The following is a 24,752-nucleotide window of genomic DNA, read 5'->3' on the forward strand; positions in this document are numbered from 1 at the left end:
GCATGGGTCTTTGCGGATGCACTTAGAGGCAGACCCATGACCCAGGAAACCGGCGGCTTCGCCGCTTTTAATCTGAACCCGAATATTCTTGCAGCCGTCGCAGCGACTGGCTACGAAGAGCCTTCGGCGATTCAGCAGCAATCGATCCCGATCATCATGGCCGGTAAGGACATGATTGGCCAGGCGCAAACCGGTACCGGCAAAACTGCCGCGTTCGCTTTGCCAATCCTGCACTGCATCGATCCTGCCAAGCGCGAACCGCAAGCCCTGATCCTGGCGCCAACCCGTGAGTTGGCGCTGCAAGTAGCAACCGCTTTTGAAACCTACGCCAAGCAAATGCCAGGCGTAACCGTTGTGGCCGTTTACGGCGGCGCGCCTATGGGCCCACAACTCAAAGCAATCCGTAATGGCGCACAGATCGTTGTTGCCACCCCGGGCCGTCTGTGCGACCACCTGCGTCGTGACGAGAAAGTCCTGTCGACCGTGAACCACCTGGTTCTGGACGAAGCTGACGAAATGCTCAAGCTGGGCTTCATGGATGACCTGGAGGTCATCTTCAAGGCACTGCCACCAACCCGTCAAACCGTACTGTTCTCGGCTACCCTGCCACAGTCGATCCGTGCCATCGCCGAGCGTCACCTGCGCGATCCTGAGCACGTGAAGATCCAGACCAAGACTCAGACCGTTACCGCGATCGAACAGGCTCACCTGTTGGTTCACGCTGACCAGAAGACCTCGGCTGTATTGAGCCTGCTGGAAGTCGAAGACTTCGACGCCCTGATCATGTTCGTGCGCACCAAGCAAGCGACCCTGGACCTGGCCAGCGCCCTGGAAGCCAAAGGCTACAAAGCCGCTGCGCTGAACGGTGACATTGCCCAGAACCAACGTGAGCGCGTGATCGACTCCCTCAAGGATGGCCGTCTGGACATCGTTGTGGCGACCGACGTTGCTGCCCGTGGCCTTGACGTTCCACGTATCACCCACGTGTTCAACGTTGACATGCCTTACGATCCAGAGTCCTACGTTCACCGTATCGGCCGTACCGGCCGTGCGGGTCGCGAAGGTCGTGCACTGCTGCTGGTGACTCCACGTGAGCGCCGCATGCTGCAAGTGATCGAGCGTGTAACCGGTCAGAAAGTTGCCGAAGTCCGCCTGCCGGATGCCCAGGCCGTTCTCGATGCGCGCATCAAGAAACTGACCAACAGCCTGTCGCCGCTGGTGGCTGACGCTGAATCGACCCACGGCGACCTGCTGGACCGCCTGACCGCCGATATCGGTTGCACCCCGCGTGCCCTGGCTGCAGCCTTGCTGCGTAAAGCCACCAACGGTCAAGCATTGACGCTTGCAGCCATCGAGAAAGAACGTCCACTGGTTCCGAACAGCGCGCCACGCGGTGATCGTCCAGAGCGTACTGGCGACCGTCTAGACCGTGGTGATCGTGAGCGTCGCGCTCCGGTGCCATTGGCTGAAGGCCGTGCTCGTTGCCGTACCGCGCTGGGCGCGCGTGATGGTATCGCTGCCAAGAACCTGCTGGGCGCTATCCTCAATGAGGGTGGCCTGGCACGCGAGGCCATTGGTCGTATCCAAGTCCGTGACAGCTTCTCCCTGGTGGAGCTGCCAGAAGACGGTCTGGAAAAACTGCTGGCCAAGCTGAAAGACACTCGCGTTGCCGGTAAGCAGCTGAAGCTGCGTCGCTACCGCGAAGATTGATCTGCCCTTGGGCTGATTGATCGCAAGTAAAAAATCCCCGACTGGTTCGGGGATTTTTTTTGGCTGGCGTTCGGTAGGCGCGCAAGGGCTGCTCACGTGGTGGGGTAGCGCTTCATATGAGGCGTACTCTGGTGACGCAGTTCAGAAAGGTCGGTTTTCGTTGTCAGGTAATGATCAAATCAGGTTTAAGTAAATTCCGAGCGCATGAGTGACCTGTCTGACAGTCTGCTTGTAAGTGAGTCACTACTGTTGAGTGATGTTTGAACTCACTGGAAAGAGGCTGCAGCTGTTATGCGCATTGATTACACACTCCGTCCCCCATCAAGAATGCCTGAGCCTGATATTCATCCTCCTGTGCAACCGTCCATTAATAGGAAGGACGAGCCACGTGTTGATCACTTCCAAGAAGATGAAAATAGTCTTCCGTCGTCAGGGAGGGCTAGCCTATTGAGTGATGCACTAGTGCGTCTGAAAAAAGAAACCAGCCCAGGCGCTGTACCATCATCGATCACAAGCCATAACTCAGCGCTTGATAAGGTGAGCGATCCAAAACTCGAAATCAAGAAAGAAGCCACAGCACCGAATGGGCTGTATGGTGTGAGTTACTCACTTCCCGCACCATCCCCTGGGTTAAACAACATTACGTTTCCAATGAGTATCGATGAAGGCCTTCAAAGAAAAACAGGCAAGGATGCGGGTATTTATTACGCGATGATGTTTGGACTCAATGACGACAGTGGTAAGCCTCTCGGCCGTGGCTATATAGGGCTGCAGCCACGTGGGGACGGCAAAGCGTTGGTGGTGTTTTCTGGACACGGTCCGCATTTCAAAGCGCCACAGGGTCGCGCTGAGTTTGATGGGGAAAAGGGTGCCAGCAATAGCACATTGGTCGATTTCAAGTTTGGGCATAAGTATAATCTGACGATAGTGCGAGACCCTGAAGATCCCCAGAAGTTGAGCGCTTATATCCAGGATGTCACGGATCCGAATAATCCGGGTCCCAAACAGCACGTCAAAGATCTTTATGTCGACAGAAAGGTTGCGCTGGCCGGTAGAGACACTGGGTTTGTCGAACACTATGGCGCAAAGATAAACAAAAGTTCACAGATTGCTCCAACGACCGGCAGTTTTTCAGCGCCCTTTACTACAGATGATAAGGGCGCTGTTAAAGTGGGCGAAATCAACAGTAGCGGTTTATACGGTAGGTATAAGAACTCGATAGTAGGTACCCAGCAGATTACCAAAGACTCGGGTGTAGGAAAGGAAATCCACTTCTCCTTAAAAGGAGTGGGTTATGAGAAGAAGGCCTAGGCCGCGGACTGGGTAGTTGCCGGGCTAGCGCATTAGTGCCTATCACCTGCGGACTGTCCCATTCCTGCGATGGGCGCTGTTAGCCGAAGCGGTAGATATCCATGCCTAGTGCGCCCAGGGTGAAACCTTGGTGCGCGATGCTGAAATCACCACCGGCTCCACGTGCAAAGTACAACGGCAACAGGTGCTCATCACTGGGATGGTTGCGCACGGCATTCGGCGCCTGGCGGCGGTAGTCGTGCAGCGCCTTTTCATCGTCGGCGGCCAGCTTATCGACCACCCAGTCCCGGAAGTCTCGCGCCCAAGGCTCGATGCTCTCGGGCCCCGCACGCCAGTCCAGCTCGCCCAGGTTGTGGGTGATGCTGCCTGAGCCGATCAGAAGCACGTCATGCTCGCGCAGGCTGGCAAGGGCGTGCCCGACGCGGGTCTGCAGGGCAGGGCCCATGCTACTGGGCAACGACACCTGCACCACCGGGATATTCGCCGCCGGGTACATCAGCGACAGCGGCACCCAGGTGCCATGGTCGAAGGGGCGACGGTCATCAGTGCGTGCATTCAAGCCGTCGGCCTTCAACAACTCGACAATTTCAGCGGCCAGTTGCGGGTCACCCTGTGCCGGGTACTGCACGGCAAACAACTCGCGGGGGAAGCCGCCGAAGTCGTGCCAGGTTTCGGGCGCGGCGCTGCCGCTGACCAGGAGTTCGTGACTTTCCCAGTGTGCCGACACCACCACGATTGCCTTCGGGCGTGGCATCTCGGCAGCGAGTCGCTGGAGGGCCGGGCCGCTGGCGCCGGGTTGCAGGGCAAGCATGGGCGAGCCGTGGGAGATAAACAGGCTGGGGAGCATAAGGGGGGTCCTGAGCGTTAACATGGGCCCATCTTCAGTCAGATCATTGATCTAAATCTAATATAAGTTTTAGTACCATTTGATCGAATTTTATGGAGGATCTATGGAGCCTGAGTTTTGGCAGGAACGCTGGGCACGCAATCAGATCGGCTTTCATTTGTCCGAGGTCAACCCTTACCTGCAACGACATTGGCCGCAACTGGCGGTTGCTGAGGGCTCCAAGGTGCTGGTGCCCTTGTGTGGCAAGAGCCTGGACCTGGTGTGGCTGGCCAGTCATGGGCTGCGGGTTATGGGCGTGGAGCTGTCAGAGCAGGCCGTCGAGGCGTTTTTCAGCGAGCAGAACCTCGTGCCACTTATCACTCGGCGAAGTGCCTTTACGGTGTACCAGGCTGATTTGATCGAAGTGTGGTGCGGCGACTTCTTCGCCCTGGATGCCGAAGCTTTGGTGGGTTGCGCCGCGTTGTATGACCGCGCCGCCCTGATCGCCTTGCCACCGCTGATGCGGGCGCAGTATGCCGAGCATTTGAGCCGCCTGCTGCCGTCGGGTTGCCAGGGGCTGCTGATCACCCTTGATTACGATCAGACGCAAAAGGCCGGGCCACCGTTTGCAGTGACTAATGATGAGGTGAAGGTGTTGTTCGGTTCGGACTGGACCTTGCGGGCGCTGCAAGAGCAAGACGTCTTGGAGGAGAGCTGGAAGTTTGTGCAGGAGGGTGTCACGCGGCTCGATGAGCGGGTTTATCGGCTGACCAAGGCCTAAATTGTGTCCACAAAAAAGGGGCGATCCAATCGCCCCTTTTTTTGCCTTGCGGGTTATCAGCCCATGCGACGCAGTGCGTCGATACGCTCTTCCAGCGGTGGGTGGCTCATGAACAGGCGAGCCATGCCCTGCTTGATGCCGCCGTTGATGCCGAAGGCGGTCAGGCTGTCCGGCATGTGCACCGGCAGGCCTTGCTCGGAGCGCAGGTGTTGCAGCGCCGCGATCATCGCCCCGGTACCGGCCAGGCGGGCACCGGCTTCATCTGCACGGAACTCTCTCTTGCGAGAGAACCACATAGTGATTGCACTGGCCAGGAAGCCCAGCACCAACTCGGCGAAGATGGTCGCCACGAAGTAGGCAATACCGCGTCCACCTTCGTTCTTGAAGATCACTTTATCGACAAAGTTGCCGATGATCCGCGCAAAGAACATCACGAAGGTGTTCACCACGCCTTGTACCAAGGCCAGGGTGACCATGTCACCGTTGGCCACGTGGCCGATCTCGTGGGCCAGCACGGCCTTCACTTCATCGTACGAGAAGCGTTCCAGCATGCCCTGGCTCACCGCAACGAGCGCGTCGTTCTTGTTCCAGCCGGTGGCAAAGGCGTTGGCTTCATAAGCCGGGAAGATCCCGACTTCAGGCATTTTAATGCCGGCTTGGCGGGATAGCTCCTCGACGGTCTGCAGCAACCATTGTTCATGCCGGGTACGGGGTTGGGTGATCACCTGGGTGCTGGTGCTCATCTTCGCCATCCACTTGGAGATGAACAGCGAGAACAGCGAGCCGGCAAAACCAAAGACCGCACAGAAAACCAGCAGCTGATTGAGGTTCAGGTCAACCCCGTTGGCCGCCATGAACCCATTGAAGCCGAAAAGGCTCAAGGTGATGCTGGCAATCAGCACGACCGCAAGGTTAGTGGCCAAGAACAGCAGGATGCGCATCATGGTTGTAGAATTCTCCTCATGCTTAATATATCGCGTACTGCGGGGTATATAAGGTGCGGCATGGGGTGATTCAACCGAGCGACTATTTCAAACTGTGTCCTACAGCCTGAATGTAGAGCCTTGAAGGGCATTTCCGATAGGGAAAACAGGGCTGAATCGGTTCGCCGGTACCTCGCTGTCCCGTGAATACAGGGGGTCGCTGGCGTTTTCAGTGACGGCGAAGGGCCTGTACGGGGAAAAGCCAGAGAAGTGTTGCTAGATACTCGCTGTACGACCGATTGTCGGCCGTACAGCGTCGTTCGCGTTACTGGCGATAGGACTTGAGGAAGTTGCCGATGCGACCAATGGCCATGTCCAGGTCATCCACGCGTGGCAATGTCACTACACGGAAGTGATCTGGCCACGGCCAGTTGAACGCCGTGCCTTGCACCACCAGCAGCTTTTCCGACAGCAGCAGGTCGAGCACGAATTTCTCATCGTTGAGGATCGGACACACTTTTGGGTCGATCCGCGGAAAGGCATACAACGCACCCATGGGTTTCACGCAGCTCACGCCGGGAATGGCGTTGAGCAGTTCCCAGGTGCGATTGCGCTGTTCCAGCAAGCGGCCTTGAGGCAGGACCAGGTCATTGATGCTCTGGTAGCCGCCCAAGGCGGTCTGGATCGCGTGCTGGCTCGGCACGTTGGCACACAGGCGCATGTTGGCCAGCATGTCGATGCCTTCGATGTAGCTCTGGGCGTTGTGTTTGGGACCAGAGATGGCGATCCAGCCCGAACGGAAACCCGCCACGCGGTAGGACTTGGACAGGCCGTTGAAGGTCAGGCACAGCAGGTCCGGCGCCAGGGAGGCGGTGCACACGTGCACGGCGTCGTCGTAGAGGATCTTGTCGTAGATCTCGTCGGAGAACACCACCAGGTTGTGCTGGCGCGCCAGTTCCAGCATGCCCAGCAGGACTTCCTTGGAATACACCGCGCCGGTCGGGTTGTTCGGGTTGATGATCACCAGGGCCTTGGTGTTCGGGGTGATCTTGGCCTTGATGTCGGCCAGGTCCGGGAACCAGTCCGCGCCTTCGTCACACAGGTAGTGCACCGGGTGGCCGCCTGCCAGGGTCACGGCGGCGGTCCACAACGGGTAATCCGGCGCCGGCACCAGCACTTCGTCGCCGTTGTTGAGCAGGGCCTGCATGGACATCACGATCAGCTCGGACACGCCATTGCCCAGGTAGATGTCTTCGATGCCGACACCTTCGACCTGCTTTTGCTGGTAGTACTGCATCACCGCCTTGCGCGCGCTGAACAGGCCTTTGGAGTCGCTGTAGCCCTGGGCGGTGGGCAGGTTGCGGATCACGTCCTGGAGGATTTCGTCCGGCGCTTCGAAACCAAAGGGCGCCGGGTTGCCGATGTTCAGCTTGAGGATGCGATGGCCTTCCTCTTCCAGGCGTTTGGCGTGCTTGAGCACTGGGCCGCGAATGTCGTAGCAGACGTTGGCGAGCTTGTTCGATTTGCTGACCTGCATGGCGATGTGATCCTGAAAATGAACGATCCAGACGGTGGGGACACTACCGTACTGCGAATCCTGCGGGGCCCGCACCCATAAATACGTTTGAATGCCGGTAGCGCGGGTGCCAGACTGGCGTTTTGAAGAGGCGCAATCATACGTGCCGCCTGATCCATGGAAAAGACACAGATCAGGCTTTTTTAGTTGCCGAGGTGTACCGATGGAAAAGTTGCAGAAAACCGTTGATGAGTGGAAGGCGATGCTCGATCCAGAGCAGTACAACGTATGCCGTCTCAAGGGCACCGAGCGTCCTTTCAGCGGCAAGTACAATGCCACCAAGACCGACGGCGTGTATCACTGCATCTGCTGCAATGAGCCGTTGTTCGACTCCAAGACCAAGTTCGACTCCGGCTGCGGCTGGCCGAGCTTCTACGCGCCAATCGCCGACAGCGCGATGATCGAGATCCGTGACGTCAGCCACGGCATGATCCGCACCGAAGTGACCTGCGCCAAATGCGATGCTCACTTGGGGCACGTGTTCCCGGATGGTCCGCCGCCGACCGGCCTGCGTTACTGCATCAACTCGGTGTGCCTGGACCTCGTTCCGCGATAAACATATCTTCTGTGGCGAGGGAGCAAGTTCCCTCGCCACAGAAGCGGTTATCGTTTGATATCGGCCTATCATTCTGGTCAATTAAATTGCACGCAATTGAATTGACCACTATGTTTATCCTTTCTTTCCGTTATCGAGACACTGCCATGAGCAACAACCTGCTGAGCATCCCTTGCACCACCATCAAAGGTGAGCAAAAGACCTTGGCCGATTTCGCCGGCAAGGCCATCCTGGTGGTCAACACCGCCAGCAAGTGCGGCTTCACCCCACAGTACAAGGGCCTGGAACAGCTCTGGCAGCAGTACAAGGACCAGGGATTGGTGGTGTTGGGCTTCCCCTGCAACCAGTTCGGCAAGCAGGAACCCGGTAACGAAGGCGCGATTTCCGAGTTTTGCGAGCTGAACTTCGGTGTCAGCTTCCCGCTGTTCAAGAAGATTGACGTGAATGGCAGCGATGCCCACCCGTTGTTTGTGCAACTGAAACAACAGGCGCCGGGTTTGCTCGGTTCCAAGGGTATCAAGTGGAACTTCACCAAGTTCCTCATCGGCCGCGACGGCCAGGTAGTCAAGCGCTTTGCGCCGACCACCAAGCCGCAGGACCTGACCCAAGAGATCGAAGCCCTGCTCAAATGACCGTCTCCCTGGCGCTCGATAATCAACTGTGTTTCAAGCTTTACGCCGCCTCCAGGGCGGTGACCCGCGCGTACAAGCCGATGCTCGATCAGTTGGGTCTGACCTACCCGCAATACCTAGTGATGCTGGTGTTGTGGGAGTGGCACGCCACAGCGCCGGCGCAGCCCACGGTCAAGGCGTTGGGGGAGCGCTTGATGCTGGATTCGGGCACGTTGACGCCGCTGCTCAAGCGCCTTGAGCAACTCAGTCTGGTCAAGCGTCAGCGCAGCGCCAAGGATGAGCGGGAGGTGCACCTGAGCCTGAGCGAAACCGGTGTGCGGCTGCGTGACCGGACCCATGGCCTCAAGACCCGGCTGCTGTGCGACAGCGGCATCGACCTGAACCAGGCTGACGCCTTGCGCGCGGGCTTGGACCAGTTGCTTCGACAGATCAGAGAGTTGTCGTCTTCGGCACCCACAGCTCAAGCAGACCACTGAGTTCCTCACGACGGAACGGCTTGGCCAGGTAGTCATTCATGCCCGCGGCCCGGCAACGCTCGCGCTCTTCGGAGAGCGCGTTGGCGGTCAAGGCAACGATCGGCAGGTCCGGCCAGCGCCCGCTGCGACGGATCTGCCGACTGGCCTCGTAGCCGTCCATCACCGGCATATTGCAGTCCATCAACACCAGGTCGAAGCGTTGTTCCTCAAGGAGTTTGAGCGCCTCGCCACCATGGGCTGCGACGATTACCTCACATCCCAGTTTGCTGAGCATGCCCTTGGCCACCAGTTGGTTGACCGGATTGTCCTCCACCAGCAGGATGCGCGCCCTGTGCGCCAGGGGCGCGGCTTCCATCTGGATCGGGTCGAGGACCAGTTGCGTATCGCTGCGCAGGTTACGGTGCAGGATCTGATACAGCGCATTGCGGCTCAGCGGTCGCGCCTGTTGTTGCAGCGGCGCGAGTGCGGCGACTTCCTCGCTGGGCATGAAGTTGCCATAGGCGGTCACCAGCAGGATTGGCGCGCTGAGGGTGGGGCGCAGGCGAAACAGGCATTCCGGGCAGTCGGTGATCAGCAGGTCCGGGGTTTGCCCGCTCACGTCATCGTCTTGCGAGTAGCAGCGGGGTGTCAGCCCCCAGTGAGGCAGCAGGGTGGTAAGCAGTTCGGTGAGGCCGCTGCCGGCATGGGTAATGGCGATGACCTCACCCTTGAGCGGCAGTGGCTGGACGGCGGGCAAATGGGTTGGCAGCGGCAGATCGGCGCAGAACTGGCTACCGAAGCCCACTTCCGAGCTGATGCTCAGTCGGCCTTTCATGGCTTCACACAGGTTGTGCGTCAGCGCCAGGCCCAGGCCCGTGCCGCCGAACTGGCGAGTGATGCCGGCACCGGCCTGGGTGAAGGGCTGGAAGATCTTTACCTGGGCTTCCTGCGCAATGCCGATGCCGGTATCGCAGACCTCGATGCGTACCTGGCCCTCCCGCGCGCTGAGGCGAACATCTACCCGTCCGAAGCGCGTGAATTTGAGGGCGTTGGACAGCAGGTTGCTGACGATCTGTCGCACACGGGTCGGGTCGCCCAGGACCTGGGCGGGAAACTGCGGGTCGATCAGGCACGTCAGTTCGACGCTCGGCGCGGCGTTCTGCGACAACAGGTTCGCGGTGTCTTCCACCAGAGAACCCAGGTCGAACGGGATGCGCTCCAACTCCAATTGGCCAGCGTCGAACTTGGACAGGTCGAGGATATCGTTGAGCAACTCCACCAGCACTTTGCCCGAGTCATGGGCAATGGACAGTTGCTGACGCTGCTCGGCGTTGAGTGGGCTGTCGAGTGACAGCGCGATCATCCCCAGCAGGCCGTTGAGCGGTGTGCGGATTTCGTGGCTCATGTTGGCCAGGAATGCCGCCCGTGCTTGGGCCATGCCAAGCGCGTGGATCTTCGCCGCTTCCAATTCATCGTTGGACTGGCTCAGCCGCTGGTTGCTGGCCTTGAGCTCCAGGGTGCGTGCGGACACGATGTCCTCCAGTTGCCCCAGGTATTCGGTCAGCCGATCTTCGGCGTGGCGGCGTTGCTGGATCTCCGTCTCCATGTTTTCGAATTGCTGGTTGGCAACGTTCACCAACACGCCGATTTCATCGTGCTCGTGGCCGGGCGGGCAGTCCAGGCGTGCCTGTCGGCGGTTGCTCAGCTCGCGGATGATGCGCACCAACGGCTGGGTCAGCATCACGTAGAACAAGCCCAACAGAATGCCGGTCAGCAACAGGCTGCGGACGAAGCCGTTTAGCAAGGTGATCTCGGCACGGCGCAGGAAGCGACTGCCAAAGGCATAGGTGTCCACGTCCAGGCGCAGCACACCGAGGGACTCGTTGGGCATGTGGCTGAGGAACAACCGGTCTTCAAACTGACGGTTGGCGCCGAAGAGGAAATCGCTGACGGGGCGGTAAGTGCTTTCTTTACGCGGGCGGTCGACATCGGCCAGCACCACGCCGTTGTTGTCGATCAACTGGGCATGAATGATGGCGGGGGAGTGCAGCAGGCCCAAGGTCAGTTCCTGGGCCAGTTCGGCGTCGATGTTATAGGCGATGCGTGAGGCGGGGTTGTGGCTGATTTCGATCAGCGAGCGAATTTCACGGTTGATGGATGCGTCTTCGCTGGCATAATCAATGCCGATTTGGATCAGGCTGAGCAAGGTTCCCAAGACGAAACCGACCAGCACAGTCAATCTGGCTTGTTTATAAGACAAGCGGTGGGCGAACTTGATATCCATTGAGTGTCGAACCACTTCACGTTTCCCTTCGCCCGGCAAGCATAGCTGAACATCCACAGGCTCTGGCTTACCCGGCATGAATCGTTTTTTTACGCAGCCTCGTGCGGTCTGCCGCAGGGTTGCCAATACGCCATCTTTTGCAAGAACTTGCCAGAGGAATAATTGTGGATTCTCGATTGAGTGCTTTTCTTGAGCGAGCCGATGCAGTGCTCGCCCGCCTGGAACCCCTGTTGCCCGCGCCCCGCCAAACCATCGATTGGAACCAATGCCTGGCTGCCCGCTGGCAGCGTGAAGGGCGCAGTGGTTTCCTGCTGCCGCTGGACGTGAGCCTGGAGATGCGCCTGTCCGACCTGATCGGCGTGGACAAACAACGTGAAACACTGGCGCGCAACACCCAGCAATTCATCGACGGTCTGCCCGCCAACCATGCACTGCTGTGGGGGTCGCGGGGCACCGGTAAATCGTCCATGGTGCGCGCCTTGCTGGCCCAGCACGCCAAGGCCGGTTTGCGCCTGATCGAAATCGAGCGCGACCATTTGGCCGACCTGCCGCGTGTGGTCGAGCAACTGGTCAAGCTGCCGCAGCGGTTTATCCTGTTCTGCGACGACCTGTCGTTCGAGGCCGGCGAAGGTGATTACCGCGTGCTTAAAAGCGTGCTCGACGGCTCCCTGGAGCAAGCCCCGGAAAACGTGCTGTTGTATGCCACCTCCAACCGCCGCCACCTTGTGCCGGAAAACCAGAGTGACAACGATAACTGGAAGCGCGTGGATGGCGAGTTGCACCCAAGCGAAGCGGTGGAGGACAAGATTGCCCTATCCGACCGTTTTGGCTTGTGGCTGTCGTTCTACCCCTTCACACAAGAGCATTTCCTGGATGTGGTGGAGCACTGGATCGGCGAACTGGCGAACAAGGCTGGTTTGCAGTGGCAGCGCGATGAAGCCCTCGACATCCTGGCCGTACGCTGGGCCACCGGTCGCGGCAACCGCAACGGCCGTTGTGCTTATCAGTTCGCTCGTTACTGGGTGGGCCTCAAATTGCTGGAGCGTCAATCATGATCGACCTACAAAGCGCCGGCACGGGCCTGGACGGCTATGCCATGCTCTGCGCGCAGTTGGAGTCGCTGCTCGCCGATGAGCGGGACTTCATCGCCAATAGCGCGCAGTTCTCAGCGTTCCTGTTCAACCAGTTGGATGACTTGAATTGGGCCGGCTTCTATCTCAATCGCAATGAAGAACTGGTGCTCGGCCCGTTCCAGGGCCAGATCGCCTGTGTGCGCATTCCGTTTGGCCGTGGAGTGTGCGGTGCCGCGGCCGCCTCGCGGCAGACCCAGCGCGTGGAGGATGTGCATGAGTTCCCAGGGCATATCGCCTGTGACAGCGCGTCCAACAGCGAGCTGGTGGTGCCCCTGGTCAAGGACGGCAAACTGATTGGCGTCCTTGACCTCGACAGCCCGTCGCTGGCGCGTTTTACCCTCGAGGATCAGACCGGTATTGAACAACTGGCGACGATTTTCCTTCGCTCGACCGACTGCTGATCATGGGAGGGGCGGTTCCCGCCCCTCTACTGTCCCTTCAGACCGTGAAGTTGCATTTTCAGCAACCTCTCCAATTCCAGCATGAGCTTTTCCAGGGATTTCGCGCCGGCTTCGATCAACGCCCAGTCATCGCCGCGGGTACACGCCTGTTCAAGGGTTTCGCACTGCCTGGCAAGGGGACCTGCCTGGACAATGCGTGCAGCACCCTTGATTTTGTGAGCCTGTTCGGTGATCTCCTGAAGCGGGGCGTGAGCGCTGATCAGCGCCGTCATTTCCTGGCGATCGTGCTGACTGCTGCTCAACAGTTCTTGCAGTAAACGCCAGCTCAACTGCGGGTCGCCGCCGGTCAGCGCCTCGAAGTTGCCAAGGTCCAGGTGCAGGTCAGTGGCTTGCGGGGCTATCTTCGCCAGTTGCCGTTCCAGTGCCGTGAGGCTGATCGGTTTGAACAGGCAGTCGTTCATGCCTGCTTCGGCGCAGCGTTGCTTCTCTTCAGGTTGGGCATTGGCGGTAAAACCCAGTACCACACAGGACGCCAGTTGCTCGCGTTGTTCGAACTCGCGGATCGTGCGACTCAGCTCGTAGCCATTCATGATGGGCATGTTGCAGTCGGCGATCACCAAATCGAAGTGTTCCTGGCGCCAGGCCTGGAACCCGGCGGCACCATTCTGGGCGGCGGTGAACTGATGTCCCAGGTAGCCTAGTTGCTGACACATCAGCAGTCGGTTTGCGGGGTGGTCGTCCACCACCAGCACGTTGAGTACGGGCGCCACTACGGGCGCCTCGGGTTTCTGCTCAGCCGCTGGCTGTTCCGGCTGCAGGCGGGTCATGTTGAGGCTGACATGCGCCTGGGTGCCCACCATGGGCACGCTGCTCAGGCTTAACTGCCCACCCATCATTGCGCAAAGACTGCGGCAGATCACTAGCCCCAGGCCTGCGCCACTCCTGGCCAGTTGTCCGGAGTTGTCGGCTTGGGCAAAGGGTTCGAACAGGCGCAACTGATCATCCCGGCTGATGCCTATCCCGGTATCCTCGACCACCAGTTTCATCTCGACCTGCTGCGCCAAATCGGTAGGCAATACCTGCACCTTGATTTTCACCTGGCCGCGCTCGGTGAACTTGATCGCGTTGCTGACCAGGTTCGACAGTACTTGCTTGAAGCGCAGCGGGTCGATCAGGACCTCGGTGTTATCCAGGTCAGGTAGGAACTCAAGGGACAGGCTGAGGGTTTTCTGACGTGCCAGGCCATCGAAAACACGCACCACCGACTCGATCACTTCTCGCAGATTGACACGCTCCGGCGCAAGGCTCAGGCGGCCTGACTCGATGCGTGCGATGTCGAGGATATCGCCGATCAGCTCTAGCAGGTCCTTGGCCGAGTTGTATGCCACCTCGATAGCGGGGCGATCAAGATGGCCCTGATCGGCTCGCTTGAGCGTCAGTTCGAGCATGCCGATCACTGCGTTCATCGGCGTGCGAATTTCATGACTCATGGTGGCGAGGAACGTGCTTTTGGCTCGATTGGCTTCATCGGCGCGTTCTTTGGCGGCGCGGATTTCATCGAACAGCTGGCGTCGTTCGCTGATGTCGATCCAGCCGCCAATGATGCCTTGCACTTCCCCGGTAGAGTCACGGTAGGGCAGGATCCAGTGGTAGATCGTCAGTTTCTTCCCCTGGATATGCAGGGTGCGGTCCAGGATCAGCGGGTTGCCCTCAGCCATCACCCGCTGGTAATCGGCATGGTACTGCGTCGCGTCGGTTTCAAGGGCCGTGCTCATCTGGAGGGCGTTTTTGCCGATCACGTCTTCGCGCTTGACGTTGAACACCTGCAAGTAGCTGTCGTTGCAGGTCTGCAACAGGCCTTTGCGGTCACGTACATAGATCGGGTGTGGGGTTTCATTGACCAGCGCACGCATGAACTCGAATTGGTCACTGAGGGCGCGCTCGGCCATCTTGCGGTGCTTGATCTGGCGGCGCATGTAGGCGTTCCAGCTCAGGGATATCAACAGTAAAAGCCCGGTGCCGATGATGATACGGGCGATCAATTGGTGATAGTTGCGCCAGTAGCTATCGGAGGCTGCCGTATAACCTCGCCAGCGACTGTTGATGATGCCCAATTCATCCGGAGCGATACTCAGCATGGCCTTGTCGAGAATTGAGCTGAGTTCGGTGGCGTTGCGCGAGGTAGCCAGTGAATAGGTAGCGGGCATCGTGCCGATACTGAAGCTGATCTGGACCTTATCCTGAAAAATGGAGGAAGAGAGGTAATAGTTGGCGATCACCAAGCTGTTTACCGCGCCGTCGACCTGCCCTTGCACCAACAACTCGGCGGCCTTGAAATTGTCGCCTGTTTCCACCAATTGAATCGTTGGTAAGTTCTCGCGCAGGAACCTTGCCATTGGGCTGCCTTGGGTGACGGCCACACGTCTGCCTTCCATTCCCTCCAGACTGGTTGGTGCCTGGTTTTCCTTGCGTGTCAACATCACGTAGGAGTTTTCCAGATAGGGGCGACTGAAGTTTAACTGGGCCTCCCGTTCGGCGGTGGGAATGATAGCGCCGATGATGTCGGCCTTGCCGGCGTCGACCTGTTCGATCATTGACTGAACGACGCGCTCACGCTGGATCTCGAAACGTAACCCTGTACGCAGGCGAACCAGTTCCAGCAAGTCAGCGGTGATGCCGCGAAAGTTGCCGTCGGCATCGAAGAACGTCAGTGGCGCGAAGGTTTCGTTCACGGTCACCTTGACCACCGGGTGGTCCTTCAGCCAGCGCTCCTCACGCGCGGTCAATTGCAGCTTCTGGTCAGTCAGTAGGATATCGCTGCCAGCGCTCCAACGTTTGGCGATCGCTTCCCGTTCGCTGGTGGGCACGGCCGTCAGCACGGCGTCGACAATACTCAACAGCGTCTGCTGGTGCTGGGGCATGGCAAAGCTGAATCCATAGGCCTCATGCTTGCCGAAATTGGCCATGCGGATGTTCTTCAGGTAGCCCTTGTTGATCATGTAATGGGTGGAAATGGTATCGCCCAGGAACACATCCGCCTGGTCGAATGCCACCGCATTCAAGGCATTTTGATAAGAAGGGTAGATGCGGATGATCGCCTCGGGGTACAGCTTTTCCACCTCGCTCAGCGGCAGGTAGTGGTAGACCAGCGCCAGGCGCATCCCGGCCAACCCATTGTTCAGGCTGCGGGTCTCACCTTCGCGGGTGACCAGGACCGGCTGGTCCACTGCGTAGGGCTCGGACAACGTGAGGTTCGGGTTTTCCGCCTCAAAACCGTTGGAAGATCCCAGCAAATCGATATCTCCCGCTTCAAGCGCGCGGATCGCGGCCTCTCGGGAGGGGTAGCGCAAGACTTTCACCGGCAAGGCCAGCGCCTTGGCCAGCAGGCCGGCGTAATCGGCGGTGATCCCCTCATAGTCGCGACCGCTGGAGGTGAGGTCGAAAGGGGGATAATCAGGCGCCGCAGTGCCCAGCACCAACGCGCGCTTGTTTTGCAACCATTGGCGTTGAGCCTTGTTCAGGTGGGTTTCCAGTTGAACCGAGCCTGCACGGCTCAACAAGGAGAAATGTTCCGAGCCCGTCGGCTGGTTCGCAAGTACGACGGCGCTGAAGCACAAGCCGGCACTTAATGTAATCAGATAGTCCTTTATACGCCTGGGCATCCGCTTTCTCACACTAGCGCGTTTCGTTTTGCCATCTCGATAAGTTCTACCAAGGATTTGGCTTGAAGTTTCTGCATCAGCCTTTTTTTATAAGTGCTTACTGTTTTGTTACTTAAAAACATGCCTTTGGCAATTTCCTTGTTGGTTCGCCCTTGTGCAAAAAGTTGCAAGACCATGAGTTCCCGGTCATTGACGGTTTTGAATAATTCAAGTTCTTGGGATTCCACGCCGTCTGCACCATTGGTATTCAGTGCCTGGCTGGGAAAATAGTTGTAGCCGGATAATACCGCGCGAATGGCGCTCAGCAATTCACTCAGGTCGCCTTCCTTGCACACGTACCCGTCCGCGCCGGAGCGCATGCAGCGTGTAGCGAACAGGGTCGGTGACTGGGCTGTCAGGATCAGGGTTTTCATCGGCGTGTTCATGGCATTGAAGCGGCAGAGCACCTCGAGCCCATCCAGCTTGGGAATGCTGATATCCAGAATAATCAGGTCAGGCAGGCATTCGCGGACCATTTGTATGGCGTCGCACCCGTTATCTGTTTCGCCCACTACTTTGTAGCCTTCGTGCTCCAATAACATTCGAATGGCGAGCCGTATAACCGGGTGGTCATCGATAATAAAAACTGAGTTCATGATCACATTCCGTACAAGTGCAAATAAAGCGGGCACATTAGCTCAGAAGAGGAGGGAGGAGCATGAGTCAAGGGCTGAGTAGATATAAAACAGGAAAAGTCCTACATCAAAAAAGGTAACGGCCTACTAGTTTGCGAGGCTTAGTGAAGCGCTACCTCACGGCTTTGGACGTGAACAAGCTAGAGGCTGCCGTTGTGGATTTAACTGGCTCTTTGCAGTCATATTTCGTCTGCACATGATGTTTAATTCCTACATTTTTAATTTGAAGAGTGGACGGAGCAAGTGCGCAAACTCTTCCTTGTTCAGCGGTTTTGATAAATAACCGAGTAGAGGCAGGCCACGTTCCATGGCTTGGGTTATCAGGCCGGCAAGTTCTGTCACCGGTAAACCACTCAACAGGATGGCGGTCGTGGTAAGGCGTCGGCGACTGGCGATTTCAATCAGTTCGAGCCCCGGTAAGTCGGGTAGGCATTGGTCACACAAGATAATGTCGAAGGGCACTTCGGCCTGCGACATCAAGCAGATTGCCTGCTCGGCGCTTTCGGCCGGAGTCAGTAGTGCGAACCCGAAGCTTCTGAGCAGGCATTGGGTGGCGAGGAGTTGAAACGGATGATCCTCAACCAGCAGGATACGGAGCGGGTAACTGGGCATTGGGGCCACACGGTGAGTCAAGCATCGAGGGAGGGCGTGTAGGAACAGTTGGCCCGGATCGCCCAGAGCGTGCGTGATTATTCATCGGGTGGTTGTGCGAATTCGATCAGGCTGCTCTGTTACCGTCGTAGGTCGATTCTCCATTAAGGGGCAGGCAGCTTGATCGTGTTCGTTATTGAGGACTGGAACGCCCGGTCATTTCCCGCGCCATTTCGGTTGCATAGCTGTCGGTCATGCCAGCGATGAAGTCGATCATGCGCAGGAACGAAGTGTGCAACCGCCATTCGGGGTTCGGCGCGTTGTTGCCCAGCAGATCGAGAATACGTCGGTTCTTGAACGACGGCGTGCGTCCGCCATGCTGCTCCAGTGCCGCACCGCAGAACGCATTCAAGAGAATTTCCAGGGTGGTGTAGGCGCCAATCTCATGCAAGGTCTTGCGCTTGTCCTGGAAGATCTTCTTGCGCGCCATGTCTTTGGCATCCAGCACACAGCGCTTGGCTGGGCCATGCATGTGTTCAACCAGGTCGCCGGGCAGTGTGCCGGCGAGCAAGGCGTCCTGTTGCTCGACGAAGGCGCTCGCTGCGGCGTTGGTCAAATGTTCGATGGCCTTGCCACGCAGGATCGCCAGCTTGCGTCGGCGCGAGTCCTGGGCGCCGAGTTGACGATAGGTCTGGGGTAGGTCATCGCCCACCAGGTTGAGCAGCAGCGACTCGACTTCGGCGTACTCCAGCAACTCCATTTCCAGGCCGTCTTCCAGGTCGATCAGGGCGTAGCAGATGTCATCTGCCGCCTCCATCAGATACACCAGCGGGTGCCGGGCCCAGCGTTGCTCTTCGAGTTGCGGCAGGCCGAGCTTGTGGGCGATCTGCTCGAGGATTGGCAGTTCGCTCTGGTAGCAGCCGAACTTGTGCTTCTTGTAACCCAGGGAGTCGGCGTGCCGGGCAGTCCAGGGGTATTTCAGGTAGGTGCCCAGGGTGGCGTAGGTCAGCCGGGTGCCGCCGTCGAACTGGTGGTACTCAAGCTGGGTCAGCACCCGAAAGCCCTGGGCGTTGCCTTCGAAGTTCAGGAAGTCATTGCGCTCGGCGCTGCTCATGTCATCCAGCCAGCCACGTCCTGCTGCTTGTTGGAACCAGTGGCGGATGGCGTCTTCGCCGGAGTGCCCGAATGGTGGGTTGCCGATGTCATGGGCCAGGCAGGCCGACTGCACCACCATGCCCAGGTCGCTCGGGTCGCACCAGTCGGGCAGGGCGCTGCGCAGGGTTTCGCCGACGCGCATACCGAGGGAGCGACCTACGCAGCTCACTTCCAGGGAATGGGTCAGACGCGTGTGAATATGGTCGTTGCTGGAGACCGGGTGCACTTGGGTCTTGCGGCCCAGGCGACGAAACGCGCCGGAGAAGATAATACGGTCATGGTCTTTGTGAAACGGGCTACGCCCCAGTTCTTCCGGGCTGTGCAGCGGTTTGCCAAGACGTTCGCGAGTCAACAGGGTGGGCCAATCCAAGGCGGGTACTCTCCGTGCGGTGAATGACCCTCCCAGCTTCCCGGTTCAGCGCGGCCTGGGCAAGCGAAAATCTACAGCCCGGCCGCATCGATATCGATTAACAGTAAGCGCTGACCGTTATCGAAGAATTGTCCGGCGGTGAGGCAATACTGGTTGGTGGTGGCGTCGCGGTAGGTCGAGGACAGGGTCAGGCGGCGCTCTTCCCAGCCCTCGGCCAGCAGATGATAGAAGTACGGGCGCCACGACCAGTTGTGACCCAGGTAGCGGCTGTCGGATTGCCACGCGTCCTGGCGCCACTCGAAGTTCGGTGTGAGTTGGGTGCCATGCCGGTCGCACTGATAGAAGCGCAGCAGCCAGGGAAACGCCGGCAGTTGCGGCAGTTGGTTCAGCGGCGATTGCCCCTGGGCCCAGGTTTGCAGGATCTTCATCAGTTCGGCCAATTGTTGGCGCAGTTGCATGACGCGCCCGCGTTCCGCCAGCTTCTGCTGGACGTAGGTTGTGCGCAACTGGGCGAAACGCGGCACGAAGGCCTCGGCGGCGAACCAGTCCAACTGCGCCTGGGCAAACAGATAGCCCTGCACATAGCGCGAGCCGCACTCCAGGGCGAAGCTCAACTGGGCCTCGGTTTCCACGCCTTCGGCAATGATCCAGCAGCCGGTCTTCTCGGCCATCTGCGCCAGGGCTCGCACCACTTCACTGCTCGGCCCACCACGCGCGGCGTCCTGGAACAGGCGCATGTCCAGCTTGAGGATATCCGGCTGCAACGCCAGCACCCGGTCGAGCTGGGAATAGCCGGCGCCAAAGTCGTCGATGGCGATGCGCGCACCGGCTTCGCGGTAGCGCGCCACCACGTCTGCCAGGCGCCGGATGTCGCCACCCAGTTCGGTGATCTCGAACACAATGCGCTGCGGGTCGACGCCATGGTGGTGGATCTGTTTCAGGCTTGGCAGGGCTTGACCTGGACGCAGCCGATTGATCCAACGCGGCGAGATGTTCAGGCTCAGGAACCAGTCTTCGGGCGCTTCGTGCAAGCGGCTCAGCGCATTGTCGCGAATCTGCCGGTCGAGCCGGCGCAAGGTTACGCCCGGCGTGCGCGGGTCAGCGAACAGCGGACCCACGGATTGCAGGCGGCCGTCAGCCTGGCGCAGACGGCCCAGGGCCTCGACGCCGGCAATGCGGCCGGTGGCGGTGTCGATAAACGGCTGGAAGCAGGCGAGCGGTTGCCCGTCGATCACGGGGCCTCCTTAAGAACGGTGGCGAAAAAAGGCCCGGCCCTCGAAAACGAGGGCCGGGCCGATTCTGTTAGCAAGAATGCAGCCAGCCAGGCTCAACTTTTACGCGAAGAGCCCTGCATGGCCAGTTTGATCAGTGGGATCAAGCCGGCGCCTAGGCGCACCAGGCGCGTCAGGCTGCTGATGCCGCCGCCCTTGGCGCCTTTGCCGGTAAAGAAACCCATCAGCGTCACCGCGGCCACGCCCCACAGCGGCGCGTGCTTGATGCCCAGGCTGTCCTGCCAGTTGCTCCCCAGGTTGCGCACCTTGTTCAGGGGCAGCATCAGTTGCTGGGACTCGTGGCGGATCTCCTGACGGTGCATTTCCATGCGCAGGCGGATCAACGCCTTGCGCATTTCCCGGCGGGAAGTGGTTTGCGGGATTTCAGTGATGCTCATGGCAGCAGGCGCTCCCGGTCATTGGCCAGCTCTTCGAGGGTGGCGTGGAACGGCGTGGATTCATCGAACACCGCCGCCTTCAAGCGCACCCCGCAGAACGCGGCGGCCAAGCTGTAGAACACGCAGAGGCAGATGATCCCGGTCAGTCGGTAGCCGGTGTCCCACACCAGGATCATCACCAGGGTCGACAGCCCCACCAGCAACAACAGCGCAAACACTAGTGCCAGGCCGGCAAACAGCAACAGGCTGACGGTGCGGGCTTTCTGTTCCTGCAATTCAATGCCAAACAATTCGACGTGGCTATGCAGCAAGCCCAGCACGGCCGCGCCCAGACGTCTTGAGGTGGTGCCCGTGGACGAGCCCGTTTCGCCGATAGACATGATTAGCGCCTTGTGGCCAGCAGGCCGATCAGAAAGCCCACGCCGGCAGCAATGCCCACCGACTGCCAAGGGTTGGCCTGCACATAATCTTCGGTCGCAGTGACCGCCGCCTGACCGCGTTCGCGCAGCGAATCTTCGGTCAGTTGCAGGGTTTCGCGAGCCTTGAGCAGGCTTTCGTGGATCTTGCTGCGCAGCTCGTCAGCTTGGTCACCCGCCAGCACCTTGGTGTCATCCAGCAACTTTTCGGTGTCGCTGACCAGGGTTTGAAAATCCGCCATCAGTATTTCTTGAGCAGTCTTTGCAGTTCTTCTGGCCATGGTTATCTCCGTGATTGGCTGATCTGTAGGTTTCGAGTCACCGGCTTCGGTGAAGGTTCAGTGCAATTGTGTGGTACAGCTTTTGCTTTGCCTTGGTGCGCAGGCCCGAAGGCTTGCGCTGAATCTGGGCGGTCAGGCAGGAAGCCTTGAAAAACCTTACCCTAAATAACTGAAATTCGCGGAAAAACCCTATCGGCAACGGCCTGTTGTGTTGATCGCTGCGCTAAAGCGGTTCACGCCCTCTAAAGAGGGGGGGGGCCGGCGGTGCCAATTTAGTGCGCGCAATTGAGGCTTGAACCGCTTTGGTGCTTTTTGCCTTTATCGCAGGCCTGCCAATCTCCATGGAAAATGTGCAAAGTGCAGTGGACACCCTCGTCCATAGTTCCAATACCCTGTTTATCCTGATCGGCGCGGTCATGGTCCTGGCCATGCACGCCGGCTTCGCCTTCCTCGAAGTCGGTACGGTGCGCCAGAAGAATCAGGTCAACGCCTTGTCGAAGATCCTCAGCGACTTCGCCATCTCCACTCTGGCCTATTTCTTTATAGGCTATTGGATCTCTTATGGCGTGAGCTTCATGCAACCGGCGGCGGTGATCAGCACCGATCACGGCTATGGCCTGGTGAAGTTTTTCTTCCTGCTGACCTTTGCGGCGGCGATCCCGGCGATCATTTCCGGGGGCATTGCCGAGCGTGCAAGGTTTGCTCCACAGCTCTGCGCGACCGCGTTGATCGTGGCGTTTATCTATCCGTTTTTCGAAGGCATGGTGTGGAACGGCAATTTCGGTCTGCAGGCCTGGTTGCTCGCGACCTTTGGCGCCAGCTTCCATGACTTCGCGGGTTCCGTGGTGGTGCACGCCATGGGGGGATGGCTGGCGTTGGCGGCGGTGTTGCTGCTGGGCCCGCGCAACGGGCGTTATCGAGAAGGGCGCCTGGTGGCGTTTGCACCTTCGAGCATTCCATTCCTGGCGTTGGGGTCGTGGATCCTGATCGTCGGCTGGTTCGGCTTCAACGTGATGAGCGCGCAGACGTTGAACGGCGTCAGCGGCCTGGTCGCCGTCAACTCGCTGATGGCCATGGTCGGAGGTACGGTTGCGGCCCTGATCATCGGCCGCAACGACCCAGGCTTCCTGCACAACGGCCCGTTGGCCGGGTTGGTGGCGATTTGCGCCGGCTCCGACCTGATGCACCCGGTAGGCGCGCTGGTCACGGGTGCCATCGCTGGTGGCCTGTTTGTGTGGTTTTTTATTGCAGCCCAAGACCGCTGGAAGATCGACGATGTGCTGGGTGTGTGGCCCCTGCACGGTCTGTGCGGAGTGTGGGGCGGCATCGCCTGCGGCATATTTGGCCAGACCGCCCTGGGTGGCCTGGGCGGCGTGAGCCTGATCAGCCAGTTGATCGGCACCGCCCTCGGCGTGCTGGTGGCGCTGGCCGGCGGCCTATTGGTGTATGGCGTGATCAAGCGCGTCACCGGGCTGCGCTTGAGCCAGGAGCAGGAGTATTACGGCGCGGATCTGTCGATCCACAAGATCGGCGCGGTCAGTCAGGATTGATCGGCTCGTCTACCTGCCGATAAAAACCGTGCAGCAGGCGATAGCGGTTCTGCCGCACTTCATCCACCCGCGCCTGCACCTGTTGGTCCGGCAGGCCCAGCAGGATCAGGGCGTGGGAGGCGAGCATCAGGCTCGACTCCAGCAACTCGGGCACTACTTCACTGGCGCCCGCGGCTTTCAGTTCAGCTAACTGGCTGTCATCGCGGGTGCGCACCAGGATCGGCACGTCGGCGTTGATCCGACGCGCTTCCTTCAACACCACCAGTGCGACATCGGTGTTGTCCACCGCAATTACCACCAATCGCGCACGTTCCAGGCCTACTGCGCTGAGCAATGCGCCACGCCGACAATCGCCGTAATGCACGCTGCTGTCTTCGGTGGCGGCTTCCTGCACGCGTTCCGGGTCGTCGTCCAATGCAATGAACACCTGTTGCTCTTTGCGCAGAAAACGTCCGATGGATTGGCCGACGCGTCCATAGCCACAAATCACCGCGTGCCCGCGCAACTCAGCGTTGAGCGCGGTGATTTCTTCCAACTGCACCTGCTGGTTGGGCTTGCGATGCAGCCGCAGGGCGATGCCGGGTGCGGCGCGCAACAGCAGCGGTGTGAGCAACATCGAGCAAAAGGTGGCCGCGAGCAGCAAGCCGTTGAATTCGTCAGGTATCAACCGGCTCTGCTGCATCTGTGCCATCAACGCAAAGCAGAACTCGCCGCCCTGGGCCAGGGCCAGGCCGCTGCGCCAGGCGGTTTCACTGTCGCTGCCGCGCAACTTGACCAGCACGGCGACCACACAACCTTTGACCAGCATCAGCGTTAGCGTTAGCCCGAGGATCAGCAGGCTATGGCTGACAAACAATTGCAGGTCGATCAGCATGCCGATGCTGACAAAAAACAACCCCAGCAGGATGTCGCGAAATGGCCGGATATCCGCCTCGATCTGGTGGCGGTAGTGGCTTTCGCCCAGCAGCATGCCGGCCAGGAAGGCCCCCAGAGCCGGGGAGAGCCCTAGCAGGTGAGTGAGCCAGGCGGTCAACAACACAATCACCAGTGCCAGCAGCACGAACAGCTCCGCTGAATGGGAGGCGGCCACTTCATGAAACAGGCGCGGCAACAACCAGCGACTGGCCAATAGCAGGCCGACAAACAGCACCACGGTCTTGCCCAGTGTCAGGGGCAGCGCCCAATACCAGGCTTGCTCGCCAGTGCCAGCGAACACCGGCACCAGGGTCAGCAGCAATACTGCCACCACATCCTGGAACAGCAACACGCCAATCGCGTTCTGGCCATGGCTACTGAAGATTTCCCCGAGGCTGGTCAGCTCCTTGCTGACGATGGCTGTAGACGACAGTGCCAGTCCTGCACCCAGCAATAATGCGATCCCAGGCGCCACCCCCAGGACCATCAACAAAAGTCCCAGCAACACGCCGCAGCCCAGCACCTGCAAGCTGCCCAGGCCAAACACCACACGGCGCAAGGCAAGCATCTTGGTCAGGGAAAACTCCAGGCCCAGGGAAAACAGCAGGAACACCACGCCCAGTTCGGCCAGGTCGGGCAGTTCTTCGCTGTCATTCACCCAATCCAATGCAGTGGGCCCCACGGCCAGGCCGACGCACAGGTAGCCCAGCACGGGTGGCAATTGCAGGCGACGAAACAGCGCAATCACCACCAAGGATGAGGCCAGGATAATCAGCAGGTTGGCAAACACACGCATCTCCGTTGCAGGTGGGCAGGCAAAAAGCCGCGAGAATCGCTGAAACAGTTATAGGCCATGGTGACCTGGGTCAGGGTTTATAGAG

22 protein-coding genes are annotated in these 24,752 nt (G+C 59.2%); 9 read left to right on the forward strand and 13 right to left on the reverse strand.

Translation table 11 applies throughout. From position 1 onward, the window contains the following. Positions 1-36: 36 nt before the first annotated feature. Together RB216_RS08650 and RB216_RS08655 are read left to right on the forward strand one after the other, a co-directional pair. Positions 37-1,710, forward strand: coding sequence for a DEAD/DEAH box helicase (locus RB216_RS08650; RefSeq protein WP_308908569.1), 1,674 nt, complete (start codon positions 37-39; stop codon positions 1,708-1,710). Between the two features lie 447 nt (positions 1,711-2,157). Next, positions 2,158-3,021, forward strand: coding sequence for a hypothetical protein (locus RB216_RS08655; RefSeq protein WP_308908570.1), 864 nt, complete (start codon positions 2,158-2,160; stop codon positions 3,019-3,021). A 79-nt stretch (positions 3,022-3,100) separates the two neighbouring features. Here the strand turns inward: RB216_RS08655 and RB216_RS08660 are convergent, their stop codons facing one another. Next, complete coding sequence (locus RB216_RS08660) at positions 3,101-3,868, reverse strand: DODA-type extradiol aromatic ring-opening family dioxygenase (RefSeq protein WP_308908571.1); 768 nt, start codon at positions 3,866-3,868, stop codon at positions 3,101-3,103. A 103-nt stretch (positions 3,869-3,971) separates the two neighbouring features. Between RB216_RS08660 and RB216_RS08665 the strand changes: the two genes are divergently transcribed. Beyond that, on the forward strand, positions 3,972-4,628 hold the full coding sequence (locus tag RB216_RS08665; protein WP_308908572.1) for a thiopurine S-methyltransferase: 657 nt from the start codon (positions 3,972-3,974) through the stop codon (positions 4,626-4,628). Positions 4,629-4,684: 56 nt separating this feature from the next. Here RB216_RS08665 and htpX read toward each other — a convergent pair whose 3' ends face one another. Then, positions 4,685-5,572: a protease HtpX gene (gene htpX / locus RB216_RS08670; protein ID WP_016978461.1), complete on the reverse strand. Its 888-nt coding sequence runs from the start codon at positions 5,570-5,572 to the stop codon at positions 4,685-4,687. A 304-nt stretch (positions 5,573-5,876) separates the two neighbouring features. Beyond that, on the reverse strand, positions 5,877-7,088 hold the full coding sequence (locus RB216_RS08675; protein WP_016978462.1) for a pyridoxal phosphate-dependent aminotransferase: 1,212 nt from the start codon (positions 7,086-7,088) through the stop codon (positions 5,877-5,879). A 202-nt stretch (positions 7,089-7,290) separates the two neighbouring features. Between RB216_RS08675 and msrB the strand changes: the two genes are divergently transcribed. The 3 genes from msrB (at position 7,291) to RB216_RS08690 (ending at position 8,791) form a co-directional block, all read left to right on the forward strand. Further along, positions 7,291-7,683 carry a peptide-methionine (R)-S-oxide reductase MsrB gene (msrB, locus tag RB216_RS08680; RefSeq protein ID WP_308908573.1) on the forward strand — a complete coding sequence of 131 codons (393 nt, stop codon included), beginning with the start codon at positions 7,291-7,293 and terminating at the stop codon, positions 7,681-7,683. 146 nt (positions 7,684-7,829) lie between these two features. Further along, entirely contained in the window at positions 7,830-8,315 is a 486-nt protein-coding gene (locus RB216_RS08685; protein WP_033901385.1) for a glutathione peroxidase, read from the forward strand. Continuing rightward, a complete protein-coding gene (locus RB216_RS08690) occupies positions 8,312-8,791 on the forward strand; it encodes a MarR family winged helix-turn-helix transcriptional regulator (protein WP_028615662.1) in 480 nt (159 codons plus the stop codon). Before RB216_RS08685 ends, RB216_RS08690 begins: the two co-directional genes overlap by 4 nt. On the opposite strand, the gene RB216_RS08695 is transcribed toward RB216_RS08690, so the two are convergent. Further along, positions 8,745-11,054, reverse strand: a complete 2,310-nt coding sequence (locus tag RB216_RS08695) for a hybrid sensor histidine kinase/response regulator (RefSeq protein WP_308908574.1) — start codon at positions 11,052-11,054, stop codon at positions 8,745-8,747. The genes RB216_RS08690 and RB216_RS08695 overlap by 47 nt on opposite strands. A gap of 164 nt (positions 11,055-11,218) precedes the next feature. Here RB216_RS08695 and RB216_RS08700 point away from each other — a divergent pair, with 164 nt between their 5' ends. Both RB216_RS08700 and msrC read left to right on the forward strand, forming a co-directional pair. Continuing rightward, positions 11,219-12,109, forward strand: coding sequence for an ATP-binding protein (locus tag RB216_RS08700; RefSeq protein ID WP_028615664.1), 891 nt, complete (start codon positions 11,219-11,221; stop codon positions 12,107-12,109). Continuing rightward, positions 12,106-12,588: a free L-methionine (R)-S-oxide reductase MsrC gene (gene msrC, locus RB216_RS08705; RefSeq protein ID WP_028615665.1), complete on the forward strand. Its 483-nt coding sequence runs from the start codon at positions 12,106-12,108 to the stop codon at positions 12,586-12,588. Before RB216_RS08700 ends, msrC begins: the two co-directional genes overlap by 4 nt. A 26-nt stretch (positions 12,589-12,614) precedes the next feature. On the opposite strand, the gene RB216_RS08710 is transcribed toward msrC, so the two are convergent. The 8 genes from RB216_RS08710 to RB216_RS08745 form a co-directional block, all read right to left on the reverse strand. Continuing rightward, entirely contained in the window at positions 12,615-16,250 is a 3,636-nt protein-coding gene (locus RB216_RS08710; protein ID WP_068935744.1) for a transporter substrate-binding domain-containing protein, read from the reverse strand. Positions 16,251-16,258: 8 nt separating this feature from the next. Further along, positions 16,259-16,885, reverse strand: coding sequence for a response regulator transcription factor (locus tag RB216_RS08715; RefSeq protein ID WP_028615667.1), 627 nt, complete (start codon positions 16,883-16,885; stop codon positions 16,259-16,261). A 249-nt stretch (positions 16,886-17,134) separates the two neighbouring features. Further along, on the reverse strand, positions 17,135-17,536 hold the full coding sequence (locus RB216_RS08720) for a response regulator (protein WP_236318046.1): 402 nt from the start codon (positions 17,534-17,536) through the stop codon (positions 17,135-17,137). A 172-nt stretch (positions 17,537-17,708) separates the two neighbouring features. Beyond that, positions 17,709-19,040: a deoxyguanosinetriphosphate triphosphohydrolase gene (locus RB216_RS08725; protein WP_308908575.1), complete on the reverse strand. Its 1,332-nt coding sequence runs from the start codon at positions 19,038-19,040 to the stop codon at positions 17,709-17,711. A gap of 71 nt (positions 19,041-19,111) precedes the next feature. Further along, positions 19,112-20,275 carry an EAL domain-containing protein gene (locus RB216_RS08730; RefSeq protein WP_028615670.1) on the reverse strand — a complete coding sequence of 388 codons (1,164 nt, stop codon included), beginning with the start codon at positions 20,273-20,275 and terminating at the stop codon, positions 19,112-19,114. Between the two features lie 92 nt (positions 20,276-20,367). Then, positions 20,368-20,709, reverse strand: a complete 342-nt coding sequence (locus RB216_RS08735) for a hypothetical protein (RefSeq protein ID WP_028615671.1) — start codon at positions 20,707-20,709, stop codon at positions 20,368-20,370. Continuing rightward, the gene (locus tag RB216_RS08740) at positions 20,706-21,089 is read right to left on the reverse strand and encodes a phage holin family protein (protein ID WP_012723020.1); all 384 of its coding nucleotides are present in this window, start codon (positions 21,087-21,089) and stop codon (positions 20,706-20,708) included. The genes RB216_RS08735 and RB216_RS08740 overlap by 4 nt, the downstream gene beginning before the upstream one ends. A gap of 2 nt (positions 21,090-21,091) precedes the next feature. After that, positions 21,092-21,406: an ElaB/YgaM/YqjD family protein gene (locus tag RB216_RS08745; RefSeq protein ID WP_010211812.1), complete on the reverse strand. Its 315-nt coding sequence runs from the start codon at positions 21,404-21,406 to the stop codon at positions 21,092-21,094. A gap of 341 nt (positions 21,407-21,747) precedes the next feature. On the opposite strand from RB216_RS08745, the gene RB216_RS08750 reads away from it, so the two are divergent. Further along, on the forward strand, positions 21,748-22,956 hold the full coding sequence (locus RB216_RS08750; RefSeq protein ID WP_308908576.1) for an ammonium transporter: 1,209 nt from the start codon (positions 21,748-21,750) through the stop codon (positions 22,954-22,956). Here RB216_RS08750 and RB216_RS08755 read toward each other — a convergent pair. Next, positions 22,943-24,667 (reverse strand): cation:proton antiporter, encoded by a 1,725-nt coding sequence (locus tag RB216_RS08755; protein WP_084651046.1) that lies wholly within the window; start codon positions 24,665-24,667, stop codon positions 22,943-22,945. The genes RB216_RS08750 and RB216_RS08755 overlap by 14 nt on opposite strands. Positions 24,668-24,752 lie beyond the last annotated feature (85 nt).

It is taken from the genome of Pseudomonas canadensis, from assembly GCF_030980095.1.
Taxonomy (GTDB): domain Bacteria; phylum Pseudomonadota; class Gammaproteobacteria; order Pseudomonadales; family Pseudomonadaceae; genus Aquipseudomonas; species Aquipseudomonas canadensis.